Annotated in this window: 11 protein-coding genes; 4 read left to right on the top strand and 7 right to left on the bottom strand. The window is 71.6% G+C overall.

The window, feature by feature from the left end; all coding sequences use genetic code 11:
* Window positions 1-114 precede the first annotated feature (114 nt).
* Both WMF46_RS32690 and WMF46_RS32685 read left to right on the top strand, forming a co-directional pair.
* Window positions 115-765, top strand: coding sequence for a hypothetical protein (locus tag WMF46_RS32690; protein WP_437980785.1), 651 nt, complete (start codon window positions 115-117; stop codon window positions 763-765).
* A gap of 399 nt (window positions 766-1,164) precedes the next feature.
* Window positions 1,165-2,757: a peptide chain release factor 3 gene (locus WMF46_RS32685; protein ID WP_437980784.1), complete on the top strand. Its 1,593-nt coding sequence runs from the start codon at window positions 1,165-1,167 to the stop codon at window positions 2,755-2,757.
* A 43-nt stretch (window positions 2,758-2,800) separates the two neighbouring features.
* Here WMF46_RS32685 and WMF46_RS32680 read toward each other — a convergent pair whose 3' ends face one another.
* The 5 genes from WMF46_RS32680 to WMF46_RS32660 all read right to left on the bottom strand — a co-directional run bounded on the left by WMF46_RS32680 (window position 2,801) and on the right by WMF46_RS32660 (window position 8,663).
* A complete protein-coding gene (locus WMF46_RS32680) occupies window positions 2,801-4,675 on the bottom strand; it encodes a DUF885 domain-containing protein (protein ID WP_437980783.1) in 1,875 nt (624 codons plus the stop codon).
* Window positions 4,676-4,733: 58 nt separating this feature from the next.
* The gene (locus tag WMF46_RS32675; RefSeq protein ID WP_437980782.1) at window positions 4,734-5,927 is read right to left on the bottom strand and encodes a hypothetical protein; all 1,194 of its coding nucleotides are present in this window, start codon (window positions 5,925-5,927) and stop codon (window positions 4,734-4,736) included.
* 67 nt (window positions 5,928-5,994) lie between these two features.
* The gene (locus WMF46_RS32670; protein WP_437980781.1) at window positions 5,995-6,654 is read right to left on the bottom strand and encodes a DNA-3-methyladenine glycosylase; all 660 of its coding nucleotides are present in this window, start codon (window positions 6,652-6,654) and stop codon (window positions 5,995-5,997) included.
* Between the two features lie 5 nt (window positions 6,655-6,659).
* Window positions 6,660-7,133, bottom strand: coding sequence for a peroxiredoxin (locus WMF46_RS32665; RefSeq protein WP_437543356.1), 474 nt, complete (start codon window positions 7,131-7,133; stop codon window positions 6,660-6,662).
* 45 nt (window positions 7,134-7,178) lie between these two features.
* Window positions 7,179-8,663 (bottom strand): sigma-54-dependent transcriptional regulator, encoded by a 1,485-nt coding sequence (locus WMF46_RS32660; RefSeq protein ID WP_437980780.1) that lies wholly within the window; start codon window positions 8,661-8,663, stop codon window positions 7,179-7,181.
* 263 nt (window positions 8,664-8,926) lie between these two features.
* Here WMF46_RS32660 and frr point away from each other — a divergent pair, with 263 nt between their 5' ends.
* Together frr and WMF46_RS32650 are read left to right on the top strand one after the other, a co-directional pair.
* The gene (frr, locus tag WMF46_RS32655; protein ID WP_437980779.1) at window positions 8,927-9,484 is read left to right on the top strand and encodes a ribosome recycling factor; all 558 of its coding nucleotides are present in this window, start codon (window positions 8,927-8,929) and stop codon (window positions 9,482-9,484) included.
* A 616-nt stretch (window positions 9,485-10,100) separates the two neighbouring features.
* Window positions 10,101-10,964, top strand: a complete 864-nt coding sequence (locus tag WMF46_RS32650) for a Stp1/IreP family PP2C-type Ser/Thr phosphatase (RefSeq protein ID WP_437980778.1) — start codon at window positions 10,101-10,103, stop codon at window positions 10,962-10,964.
* Window positions 10,965-11,011: 47 nt separating this feature from the next.
* Here WMF46_RS32650 and WMF46_RS32645 read toward each other — a convergent pair whose 3' ends face one another.
* Together WMF46_RS32645 and WMF46_RS32640 are read right to left on the bottom strand one after the other, a co-directional pair.
* Window positions 11,012-11,572, bottom strand: a complete 561-nt coding sequence (locus WMF46_RS32645; RefSeq protein WP_437980777.1) for a hypothetical protein — start codon at window positions 11,570-11,572, stop codon at window positions 11,012-11,014.
* A gap of 98 nt (window positions 11,573-11,670) precedes the next feature.
* Window positions 11,671-12,861 (bottom strand): cystathionine gamma-synthase, encoded by a 1,191-nt coding sequence (locus WMF46_RS32640; protein WP_437980776.1) that lies wholly within the window; start codon window positions 12,859-12,861, stop codon window positions 11,671-11,673.
* Window positions 12,862-12,885 lie beyond the last annotated feature (24 nt).

The raw sequence follows: 12,885 nt of genomic DNA, 5'->3' as shown, positions 1-12,885 counted from the left end.
ACTCCCCGCGGTTTCTCCTGTACCCGCGCCCGTTCCGCAGTATCACAGCGGCCGATGCGGTGGAGAGCAGCAGGTGGGCGTCTGGGTCAGTGGGCGATCTCTGTGGCGCTGTCGATGGGCGCTGTCGGCGCTTGCGTCGGCGCGGTCGCCGAGGGTGGCGCGCCGCCGCGGCAGGAGCCGCCGGAGCAGGGGTGGATCACGGCGGCGGCGCCTGACGGGGGCGGCGCTCCGCGCTGTCCGCACGGCGCGCTGGAGGATCCGCACCGTGGCTTCGTGCGTTGCCTTGAGCCGGGCGAGGCGGATGCCGGCTGGCTCCCGCCGTCGCCGCAGCCCGAGCCGCCCCCTCCCGATGGCGGTGCCCCCCCGCCTGACGGCGGTGTTCCCGGCGACGCCGGCCCCATCGACGGCGGCGTGCCCGACGCATCGATCGTGTCGGCCCCGCTCCCTCTCGTGGAGATCAAGGAGCCCGAGTTCATGAACGGCGACGTCCCGAACGTGGCCAAGCGGCTCGAAAAGGTCGCTCCCGACCTGGCGAAGTGTGTCGCCGACCACGGCGGCCTCTCTGGCGTGTCGGGCAGCATCAAGGTCCAGTTCCTAGTCCGGGTGCGCGGCCGCGCCGAGGGTGTCGAGATCCTCGACTCACGTGGCGTCACCCCCGACGCGCAGCGCTGCATCCGTCAGCTCCTCAAGAACAAGCCCATCGGCACGCCCAGCGCCGACCCCGTAGGCGTCACCGTCTCCCTCTCCCTCCGCGCCCAGAAATAACGGCCTCCCTCCGCGCCCAGAAATAACGGCCCCTTACAAAGGCCCGACCCGAGGCGTCCCGCTGGGATCACGACCCCCAGCGCCCGCCCCCGCCTCTTCCAAAGCTCACCTTACAAAGAGCCAGGGCGGGCGGGGGTGGTGCGCGAGCGGGCGGCGGGGGTGGGCCCCACGAACCCGAGGGCCGGCCCGCCCCTCCGCGCCTCCCTCTCAGACCGAGTCCCCCGTCCAGCCCGGCACCAGCCCCCCAAAAGGCCCGAGTTCGTGGGGGGACCCCCGCCGCCCGCTCGCGCGCCACCCCCGCCCGCCCTGGCTCCGTCCCCGCCCGTCCTGGCTCCGTCGCCCCTTGGGTTGACGCAGCCCCCACGGACTCTATCCTGCCGCGCCGCTGTGCCCGACCCGATGCTCACCCGCGAGATCGCCCGTCGAAAGACGTTCGCGATCATCTCCCACCCCGACGCTGGCAAGACCACCCTAACCGAGAAGCTCTTGCTTTACGGAGGCGCCATCCAGCTCGCCGGCGCCGTGAAGGCCAAGAAGGCGCGCGCCCACGCCGTCAGCGACTGGATGGAGATGGAGCGCGAGCGCGGCATCTCCATCTCCACCAGCGTTCTCCAGTTCCCGTACAAGGGCCGGCTCCTGAGCCTGGTCGACACCCCCGGCCACGCCGACTTCAGCGAGGACACCTACCGTGCGCTGATGGCGACCGACGCCGCCATCATGATCCTCGACTGCGCGAAGGGCGTCGAGACGCAGACGAAGAAGCTCTTCCGCGTCTGCAAGCTCCGGCAGATGCCCATCTTCACCTTCGTCAACAAGCTCGACCGCCCCGGGCGCGACCCGTTCGAGCTGATCGGCGAGGTCGAGGAGGTCCTCGGCATCGGCGTCTACCCGGTCACCTGGCCCATCTCGGTGGGCGGCAAGTTCCGCGGCGTCTATCACCGCGAGCGCAAGCAGGTCTTCCTCTTCGAGCTCGTCGCGCACGGCGCCGAGATCGCCCCGATGGAGGTCGTGTCGCTCGACGCGCCCGAGCTCGTCGAGGTGCTCGACGAGGAGGGCGCCCGCCAGCTGCGCGAGGACATCGAGCTCATCGACGCCGCCGGCGACGCGCTCGATCGCGACAAGCTCGCCCGCGGCGAGGTCACGCCCATGTTCTTCGGCAGCGCCATCACCAACTTCGGCCTGCCGCAGTTCCTGGACGCGTTCATCGAGCTCATGCCCCCGCCCGCGCCGCGCGGCAGCGACAAGGGCCCCATCGCCCCGGACGACGACCGCTTCACCGCGTTCGTCTTCAAGATCCAGGCGAACATGGACCGGGCCCACCGCGACAGGATCGCGTTCCTCCGCGTCTGCTCCGGCCGCTACGAGCGCGGCATGAAGGTGCACCACGTGCGCCTCGGCCGCGACATCCGGCTCACCAACCCGGTGCAGTTCATGGCCCAGGAGCGCACGCTCGTGGAGGACGGCTTCGCGGGCGACATCATCGGCGTCTTCGACCCGGGGCTCTTCCTCATCGGCGACTCGCTCTGCAGCGGCTCGCCCGTGAAGTACGCCGCGCTGCCGCAGTTCCCGCCGGAGCAGTTCGCCCGCGTCGTCATGATCGATCCCATGAAGCGCAAGCAGCTCAAGAAGGGGCTCGAGCAGCTCGCGCAGGAGGGCTCGGTCCAGCTCTTCCGGCCGCCCGAGGGGCGGGAGGGCGAGGCCATCCTGGGGGTCGTGGGCGAGCTCCAGTTCGACGTCGTGAAGCACCGCCTCGCGGCCGAGTACGGCGTCGACGCCCGGATCGAGCGGCTCTCGTTCAGCCTGGCCCGCTGGGTCGAGGGCGAGCCGGTGCCCCTCGCCGAGCTCGAGTCGAACCTCTACGGCTACGGCGCCCTCGACGTGCACGGGAACTCGGTCGTGCTCTTCAAGGGCGACTGGCAGCTCGAGGCCTGCCAGAAGGCGTTCCCCAAGGCCCGCTTCGTCGAGCTCGGCGGCTCGATCTCCCCGGTCTGATCTCCCGCCGCGCGCGGCCCTCCCGCCGCGCGCGGCGTTGCTGCTACTCCGCGAGCAGCGCGGGGAGGTGCCGCACGGACGGCGAGCCGTGGCTGAGCAGGCGGTCGTGGTAGGCGCGCTCGGTGAAGCCCGGCTTGCGCTCGTGCTCGGCGCGCAGGCGCATCATCTCGGTGAAGCCGTGGAAGTACGTGGTGAGCTGCGCGCTCGTGAGCCGGGCGCGCCGCCACTTGCCGACGGCCTCGCCTTCCTCCTGGAAGGCGTCCTTCGTCATGAGCGAGAGCGCCTCCTCCTCGCCCATCGCGCCCGCGTGCACCCCGTGGTCGAGGAGGGCGTTCACCGACATGCGCAGCACCATCTTCTGGCGCTGCATCCGCACCTTCGGGCCGCCGAAGCCGTGGTGCGCCATCAGCCACTCGGTGTAGACCGCCCACCCCTCGACGAACGGCCCGCTCGAGAAGACCGCGCGGAGCTTCGAGGGGAACTTGTTGTTGTGCATGAGCTGCAGGAAGTGGCCCGGCATCGCCTCGTGGACGGTGAGGTCGGCGAGCATGCTCGAGTTGTACTCGCGGTAGAACGAGTCCACGCGCGCCTTCGGCCAGTCCTTCGGCGTCGGCGCGATCGCGAAGAACGTCTCCTGCTTCGCCTCGAGCGGGCCGGACGCGTCGCAGTAGGCGATCGCGACGCCGCGGCGGTACTCGGGCATCTCGATCACCCGGCAGGGCTCCTCCGGGATGCGCACGAGGTTGCGCGCGCGGACGAAGTCGGTCGCCTCCGCGAGGAGCTCCTCGGACGCCTTCACGATGGTCGCGTTCGTCGGGTGATCGGCCGCGAGCGCGTCGAGCACCTTCCTGATCGCGGCCATCTTCTCGTCCTGCGCCTCGACCCTCGGGAAGGGCTGCTTCCCGAAGAGCGTCGGCCAGAGCTCCCTCGAGGTCTCGAGCATCTCGGCGTGCGTCGCCGCGAGCAGGGCGCGGGCGCTCGCGACCACGCCGTCGACGTCGATGGCCGCGTCGTCCAGCGTGAACCGGAGCTTCTTCTCGAAGCGCGCGCGGCCCAGCCGGAAGTCGCCGTTGCTCCTCGGGAGCAGGTCCTTCTCGAGGAACGCCTGGAAGCCCTCGAGCGCCGCCGCCGCCGCCCTCGCGGCCGCGTCGAGCTCGGCCTGCTGCGCCGGGGCCGACGCGAACAGCGCCGGGAGCTCGGACTTGCAGAGCGCGATGAGCCCCTTGTTCTGCGCGATCGCCGTCTCGGTGTGGATGCGCGGCGGCGCCGCCGTGAGGCGCTGCTCCGCGGCGCGCACGAGCGCGGGGATGCCCGAGAGGCGACCCCCGAGGCTCCGCAGGCGCTCCTCGAGCGGCGCGAAGCTCCTCGTGATCAGGGGATCGAGCCCGTCGCCGACGAGGCCCGTGTACACCATCGGGCTCCACGTCGCCTCGCGGAGCTCGTCGATCGCGAACAGCCAGGAGCGCAGCTGGTTCTCGATCATCGCCGCGTCGACGCGGCTCTGGACGCCGAGGCGCGCCGCGGGCAGCGCCCCGAGCTCGGCCAGCGCCGCCTCGATCGTGCGCCGGCGCGCGGCCTCGCCCTGCTCGGTGACGTCCGGCCACACGGCGTCGTACCGGTGGTCCCCCGCCTCGGTGGCGCGGACCGGCTCGTCGCGCAGGTACTCCTCGAGCACGCGCGCCGACAAGGCCGCGAGCGCCTGCTCGGCGCCGGCGTCTGCGCCGGCCTCCGCGCCGGCCTCCGCGCCGGATCGAGCGTCGGCCGGGCTCACCACGGCCGCCTTCGCGAGGGGTTGCGGGGGCGGCGCGGCGCGCTCGGCCGGCCCGCACGCGCAGAGCAGCGCCACGAGCAGGGAGAGGTGGCCGCGGGGCGATCTGCGGGAGAAAGAGAGCTCATGGGAGAGATCATGGTGTCGCACCTGCGCGTCCTAGCGCCAGCTCGCCGAGAAGGGAACGCGCTGAGCGGTGGCATCGGCCTCAGTGCGCGCTGCCGAGCGAGGCCTTCGCGAGGCGGGAGATGCCGTCCACGTCGCCGTGCACCGCGTCGAGCATCGGGCCGAGCGCGAGGCGGAGCGGCTTCGAGTTCGGGTGCCGGAGGATGCGCGCCACGCTCTCGGCCGCCAGCTCGTTCAGATCCTGCTCCGCGTAGCGATCGATGTGGGCGCTCGACAGCGCGAGGCCCGGGAAGGCGGTGCGGCAGAGCGCGTCGATCAGCTCCCCCGCGACGCCCGCCGCGATGTTCGCGGCGCCCAGCGCGACCCGGGCCTTCTGCGCGCTGATCGCGCACGACTCCGCGCGCAGCTGGCTGATCACGGGCGAGCCGAGCACCGTGTGCCAGCGGGAGAGCTCGGCGGCCCGGCTCGCCTCGAACTCACCCGGCGGCGCGTCGGAGACGGGCAGCAGCGCGGCCAGCTGATCGGCGGCGCCAGGATCGATCGCGACGCGGCGCACGATGATCAGATCGTGCGCCCGCAGGCATCCGAGGAGCAGCCGCGTGGACGCGTCGCGCAGGAGCGGCGCGAGCGCGGCCGCGATCACGGTGGGGGGCGACCCGATGAGCCCCGGGCTCGACGCCCGCGCGGCGCCCGCTCCGGCGGCGCGGGCGCGTTGCGCGCCGGAGCTCGGCGGCGAGCGCACGCTGATGGGCGGCGGGATGCTCGACGGCGCGCCGCGACCGACGGTCGGCGGCGCGCCGGGAGCCAGCGCCAAGGCGCGGCTGCTGGCCGGCGGCACGCCGGTGGCCCGGCTCGCGCCGCCCGGCGAGGGCTTGTTCGATGGCGTGCGCGCGCCCGCGATCCGCGTGGGATCCTGGACGGGCAGCGTCGGTTCGCCGCGCCGCGACTGCGTGGTGCGCTCGGTCACGACGTGCAGCGACGCGAGCTCGATCGCGCGGAGCCCCGGGAGGCCGCGCGGCGCGCGGGCCGCGATGGCCGCGGCGAGCTCCGCCTCCTTGCCGAGGAGCGCCTCGTGCTCTGCGGTCTCGCGCAGCAGGTCTCCGGCGATCTGCGCGCACCGCTCCGCGGCCCTGTCCGCGGCGCTCCGCGTCTGCGGCTCCTTGAAATAGAGCGTTAACTTTCCCCGCAGGGTCTCCCGATGCGTGCCCGCCGTGACAACCTGCGACGCGCTCTCGACGTTGGCAGGTTCACGCCCCCCGAAAGGCCAGAATCCCATGAGCTCATTGTCGCGCGATCCTGGGCCCGGGCGCGAGCGCTTCGAGCGCTCGCGCCCTCACGCCCGCTCAATGGCGAGGCGGAACGGAGACATAGCGATTGCCTCGTTCGTAGAATCGCCACGGCTTCTTCGCCCACGCACCTGCATAGTCGACGTTGATGCGAGGCGACCTGCCGATGGGCCCAGCAGCGCCGGGCAGCAGCGAGAGCTGCGCTCCGCAGACATCCACCCCGTACGCGGAGCGGTCGAGCCCCAGCGCCTTGCACAGCTTCCCCGGCCCGTTGGTGAGCTCGATCCGCCCAGGCGCGACGCCCCGCCGGCGGCTCATGAGCGGGAGGCCGATCATCGGCTCGATGGCGCGGATGAGGACAGCGTGCGGCTCTCCCTCCGAGGCCACGACGATGTTGAACGCCCAGTGCATGCCGTAGAGCTGGAACACATAGGCATAGCCCGCCGGGCCAAACATGACCTCCGTCCGCACGGTCCTTCGCCCGCCCGCGCTGTGCGCGGCGAGGTCTTCCGGGCCGCGGTACGCCTCGGTCTCGACGATGCGTCCGGCGGCGGTGCCCTCGGGCGTCGTGTGGACGAGCACCTTGCCGATGCACGCCCGCGCGACGACGAGCGCGGGGCGAGCGTAGAAGTCACGCGGCAGCGGCGCCGCTCCTTCGAGGAGCGCGGCGCCTTCGCTGGGCGCGCGGGGCTCGGTTGCGGGACGCACGGCGGGCACCGCGCTCACCCCGCGGGGGGGCGCGCCGCCCGGAAGCGCTTGTCGATGAACGAGAGCACGTCGTCGCGGTGCTTCCTGGCCTGGAACTCGTGGTGGAAGACCGCCGCGATCTCCAGGGCGGGCGTGACGACGTAGGTGATCCGCCGGGCGAGGCCGATGAGCGGCCAGAGGACGCCGTAGGCGCGGCACACGCTGCGATCGCGGTCGGCGATCATCGGGTAAGGGACCTTCTGCGCCTCGGCGAACCGGCACTGCGTCCTGTGGTCGTCGGTGCTCACGCCGACGATGCTGGCGCCCGCGAGCGCGATCTCGGCGTGGTTGTCGCGGAAGAGCTGGGCCTCGACGGTGCAGTCGGGCGTGAAGGCCTTCGGGAAGAAGTACACGACCGTGCAGAGCCCACCCTGCGCCGACAGCACGAAGCGCTGGCCGTCGATGGCCAGCGTGTCGATCTCCGGCGCGCGCTCGCCGACCTTCAGCATGCCGACGCAATCTGCCGCAAGTCGCCCCCGGCGTCGACCGTGGCTTCAACCTTCGATTCCGAGCCGCTTCAGCCTGTAATAGAGGGTCGTGCGCTGCATGCCGAACTGCCGCGCGACCTCCGCCTTGTTCCCCCCGCAGCGCTCCAGGGCGGCGAGGAGCTCCCGCCGCTCGATGTCATCGAGCTGGGAGCTCAGGTCGAGCCTTGGGCGCGCGCACGCCGGCGCGGCGGGCTCTCTTCCGGCCGGGTCCGCCTCCGGCTCCGCCGGCGCGGCGGCCCTGGGCGCGCGCGCGGGCGGTTCGGCCGGCTGAGCGCGCGCCGTGAACGCGAGGTGCTCGGGCAGGATCACGTCGCCGCGCGACAGGATGGCGGCGCGCTCGACCACGTTCTCCAGCTCCCGCGTGTTCCCCGGCCACGTGTACGCCGCGAGCTTCGCGATGGCCTCCTCCGACAGCGCGGTGGCCGCGCGCGCGTTGCGCCGCGCGACCTTGCGCAGGAAGTGCTCGGCGAGCGCGCGGATGTCCTCGCGCCGCTCCCGGAGCGGGGGCAGCCGGAGCGGGAACACCGAGAGCCGGGAGACGAGCTCGGGCAGCACGCCCGCGCGCTCCCAGGCCTCGTCGATGCCGGGCGTGAGCGACAGCACGACGCGCACGTCGACGCGCGTGGTCTCCGTCGACCCGAGCCGCTCGACCTCGCCGTCGGTGAGCACGCGGAGCAGCCTCGCCTGGAGCGAGGGCGTGAGCGGCGCCGGCTCGTCGAGGTAGATCGTCCCCCGGTGGGCGAGCTCGAGCCGGCCTGCGCGCTCGGCGAACGCGCCGTCGAAGGCGCCTCGCCGCCAGCCGAACAGCTCGCGCTCGAGCGTGTCGCCCCGGAACGCGGCGCAGGTCACCTTGACGAACGGCTGCTCTTCCCGCGGGGAGCCCACGTGGATCGCCCGGGCGACGACCTCCTTCTCCGCCCCTTCCTCGCCCTCGATCAGCACGTGCGTCGCCGCCTTCGCCACCTCGCCGATCCGGGCGGCGACCTCGCGCATGGCCTCGCTCTCGCCGGCGATCTCGCCGAAATCGATCGGGTCCCGCTGCTCGCGCTCGAGGTAGCCCGCGTACTGCGCGAGCTGCTCGCGCAGCCGCCGGTTCTCCCGGAGGGTGGCGACCCCGGCGATCGCCTGCCGGAGGATGACGGCGAGCTCCTTCGAGTTCCAGGGCTTCTGGACGTACCGGTCGACCGCGCCCGAGTTGACCGCGTCGATGAGCACCGTCATGTCCGCGTAGGCGGTGAGCAGCACGGCCGCCGCGTCAGGCCGCCGCTCCTTCGCCTGCTTGAGGAACTCGATACCGCTCATCCCCGGCATTCGCTGGTCTGCCACGATCACCGCGGGATCGAGGCGATCGAGGAGCGAGAGGGCCTCGGCGCCGCCCAGCGCATAATGGATCTTGAACGATTTCCTGAAGGCGAACCGGAACGCGTCGAGGTTGTCCTGCTCGTCGTCGACGACGAGGACGTCGAAGCTGTTCCAGTCCAGATCGCGCATCGGGTCGCCCTGCCTCCCAGAGTTACTACAGCTCGGCACGATCGCGACAGTGGAGGTGGCGCGCTGGGCGGGGGGACGGCGCGGCGGCGCTCGGGCGCGTGCGCGTCCGCATGCGCCCAGGCGGAGGCGAGCGCTCTTCCGACCGCGACGCCGGCGAGGTCGGGCGGATCGATTTCTCCGCCGGCCCGGAAATACGCGGTAAGCTCCGCCCCCGCCCGCGAAGAGGGCGGGCTGGGCGAGCCCCACACGGAGGAAGCCGGATCATGCTCGAGGACGTCATCAAGGAGCTGCGCGAAGGGATCGAGAAGGCCATCGAAGCTCTCCGGCGAGACCTGGCGAAGGTGCGCACCGGGCGCGCGAACGCGGCCATGCTCGACGGCATCCGCGTCGACTACTACGGCGTGCCGACGCCGATCGTGCAGATGGCCACGGTGTCCGTGCCGGAGCCGCGGCTCATCAGCGTCAAGCCCTGGGAGAAGAACCAGGTGAAAGCGGTCGAGAAGGCGATCCGGGAGAGCGATCTCGGCCTGAATCCCCAGGTGGACGCGGATCTCATCCGACTCCCGATCCCGCCGCTGACGGAGGAGCGGCGCAGGGAGATGGTGAAGCTGACGAAGAAGAACGGAGAGGACGCCAAAGTCGCCATCCGGAAGCACCGCCGGGACGCGAACGAGATGATCGACTCGCTCGAGAAGGACGGCGACGTCAGCGGCGACGAGGCCGACCGGGCCAAGAAGAAGGTCGACGACGTGGTGGCCGAGGGGACGAAGCAGGTCGACACGGTGATCGCCGGCAAGGAAAAGGACATCCTGGACGTGTGAGCGGGCCCTCGGCTGGGCGGGCGTCGGCGACCGAGCTTGGCAGACTGGAGCGCCGTGCGGTCGCCCCCTCCGCGGCCCGCGATGGGGCCGGGCCCTTCGAGGAGGGCGGCGCGGCGGCGACGCGCGACATCGCCTGCCGCGCAGCGCCCCAGCGTGTCGTGACGCCGCGCGCGCCGAGCCCGGCCCGGCCTGGCGACGCTTCGCAGCCTTGTTGTCCTGCCCTCGCGCGACCCGCGGCCGTACCCGCGCCGGCGCTTGCGTCCGATCGCCACGGGGCGAGGCGTGCCCGGGACCAGCCCAGCTCACAATGAACCGTCCCGTGAAGCGAAGAAGTGAAAAAGAGGCTTGCGGTCCCCCCGGTCGGAGTCGGTAGGATCGGGAAGGTCGGCGGTTGGGCGTGCGAAGGCGTGACGTGCGACGGCGTGAGAAGACGCGAGAAGACGCGAGAAGACGCGAGAAGACGTGAGAAGACGCGCGAAGACTCGGAAGACGCCCATTAGGGGGCGAGAGGCCCTGCTTGACAGGTTTTCGCTAGCGTGAAATGGTTGGTGTTCGAAGCCGAAGGCCCGGAGCCGTCTCAAGGATTCCCGAGGTTATGCGAGCGATCGCTTCAGGAATGACGGACGTTGGTCTCCAACGCGACCACAACGAGGACAGCTACGCCGTCCTGTCGGAGTATGATCTGTTCATCGTCGCGGACGGCATGGGGGGCCACCGCGCGGGGGACGTAGCCAGCAAGCTGGCGACCGAGTCGATCGCGGACTTCTTCCGGTCCACGTCGCGGGAGGACGCCACCTGGCCATTCCACTTCGACACCAGCCTGTCGGAGGAGGAGAACCGGCTCCAGGCGGGCATCCGGGTCGCGAACCGCCAGATCTTCGAGCGCAGCATCCGGTCGCGCGACTGCGCCGGGATGGGCACGACGGTCGTGGGGGCGCTCTTCTCGAAGAAGAAGAACCGGATCTACGTCGGCCACGTCGGCGACAGCCGCGCGTACCGCGTCCGCAAGGGCTCCATCAGCCAGCTGACGCGTGATCACTCGCTGTTCAACGACTACATCATGGCGATGCCCGAGCTCACCGAGGAGCAGCGGGCCGAGCTTCCGCGCAACGTCATCACCCGCGCGCTCGGGATGCACGACAGCGTCTCCGTGGATCTGCTCAGCGATGAGCCGCAGCCCGGCGATGTCTACCTGCTCTGCTCCGACGGCCTGAGCGGGATGCTCTCGGACGACCAGATCCTCCACATCGTGAGCTCGACCGAGGAGGTCCGGGAGATGTGCCGCCGCCTCATCGCCAAGGCGAACGAGAACGGCGGAGAGGACAACATCACGGCGCTCGTGATCCGGATCGACGAGCAGGACGAGGCCGAGCTCCCGCACAGCGCGACGATCGGCCCGCCCGCCGACTCGCAGCAGGTCAGCATCGGCGATCGGTCGACGGTCCCGGCGGTGTCGGCCTCGCGCTCCGAGAAGAGCTGACGCGCGGGGCGTCCCCCGCGCGCCCGCCTGTCAGCTGCCAGCGCGGCTCAGCCTCCGCAGCTGTCGAAGGCCAGGACGCCCAGCCTCATCTGGCATATCTCGCCTTCGTTCAGCATCGCCGGGCACTCGAAGCCGACCCAGATCTTGCCCGCGTCGACCCCCTGCTTGCCCTCGAACCAGAACTTACACGGGGTCGCCTTATCGGAGTAGAAGGTCTGCTCTGCCGTCTTCGCGGAGGAGAAGCTGATGTCGCCGGTGGCCGGCGCGTCCTGGGTCGCCGCGGGGGAGATGGCGTCGATCTTGACCTGGATCTCCGACAAATCGGCGGGGTTCTTGGCCACCGCCGAGACGGAGAAAGTGCCGGAGCCGGACACGGAGCACTCGACCGTGGCGCCGTCCTCGCCGTCGGTGACCAGCTGGACCTTCTGGATATCGGTCACGTTGCCAAGGGTCGCAATATGCCCCGGTTGGGAGCAGTCGATGCCCGGGTCGGCGAAGTTCATCTTGTATGCGCCGCGCGGGGTCGGCGGCTCCGCGCCGCTGCAGCCGAGGCCGAGGAGGGGGAGGAGGCCGAGCACGGGCACGAAGCTGAGGCGAGCGAGACGCATGGAAAGCTCCGGTGGTAGGTGGCGGCCCCGAGGCCGCTCCTCGCTTCTATCGTACTCGGGGGTCCGCGATCAAACGCCGCCCGCGCCGCCGCGCGCGCTTACGTGCCCGTCGCGCGCGCGTGCGCGTCGTCCAGCGCCTGGGCGACGTCGTTCCAGAGGTCCTCGGTGGCCTCCAGGCCCACCGAGAGCCGGAGGAGGCCGTCGGCGATGCCGAGCGCCTCCCGCGCCGCGGCGGGCACGGAGGCGTGGGTCATGAGGGCGGGGTGCTCGGCGAGCGACTCGACGCCGCCGAGGCTCTCGGCGCAGGCGAAGATCGCGAGCCGCTCGAGGAACCTGGAGGCGACGGGGAGGCCGCCGCGCACCACGAACGAGATCATCGCCCCGGGCGCGCGCATCTGCCGCGCGGCGAGCGCGTGGCCGGCGTGCGTGGGGAGGCCGGGGTAGTGCACCGCCTGGACGGCGGGGTGCCCGGCGAGCCTCCCGGCGATGAGCGCGGCCGACGCGCACTGCTGGCGCACGCGCACGCCGAGCGTCTTGATCCCGCGGAGCACGAGGTAGCAATCGAACGGGCTCGGGACGGCGCCGATCGCGTTCTGCAGGAACCCGACCCGCTCGGCGAGCGCGTCCTCAGACGTGACGAGCGCGCCGCTGACGACGTCCGAGTGCCCGTTCAGGTACTTCGTTGTCGAGTGCGCCACGACGTGAGCGCCGAGGTCGAGCGGCCGCTGGAGCACCGGCGTGGCGAAGGTGTTGTCGACGACGAGCAGCGCCCCGTGCGCGCGCGCGATCTCGGCGAGCCCTGCGATGTCGAAGATCTTGAGCATCGGGTTCGTCGGGGTCTCGATCCAGATCATCCGCGTGGCCGGGGTGAGGGCCTTGCGGACGACGTCGAGGTCGCTCATGTCGACCGAGGTCGAGGCGAGGCCCATCGGCCGCATGACCTTGTCGAAGAGCCGGAAGGTGCCGCCGTAGACGTCATCGCCCGAGAGCACGTGATCTCCGGGACGGAGCGTGTGGAGCAGGGTGGCGGTCGCCGCGGAGCCGCTGCCGAAGGCGAAGCCATGGCGCCCCCCCTCGAGCGCGGCGATGCACTCCTCGAGCGCCTTGCGGGTGGGGTTGCCGCTGCGGGAGTACTCGAACCCCTTGTGGTGGCCCGGCCGCTCCTGAGCGAAGGTGCTCGAGAGGACGATCGGCGTCATGACCGCGCCGCTCGTCGGATCCGGCGGCTGTCCGGCGTGGATCGCGAGCGTGTCGAGGCCGAGCTTGTCGTGACCTAGGTGGGGCTTCATGCGGGCGAGACTTATCTCATGGGC

The sequence above is a fragment of the Sorangium sp. So ce117 genome (genome assembly GCF_051524395.1).
GTDB classification, from domain to species: Bacteria; Myxococcota_A; Polyangia; order Polyangiales; family Polyangiaceae; genus Sorangium; species Sorangium cellulosum_B.
The sequence above is the reverse complement of the archived record's forward strand: the minus strand, read 5'-3'. Positions and strand labels throughout refer to the sequence as shown.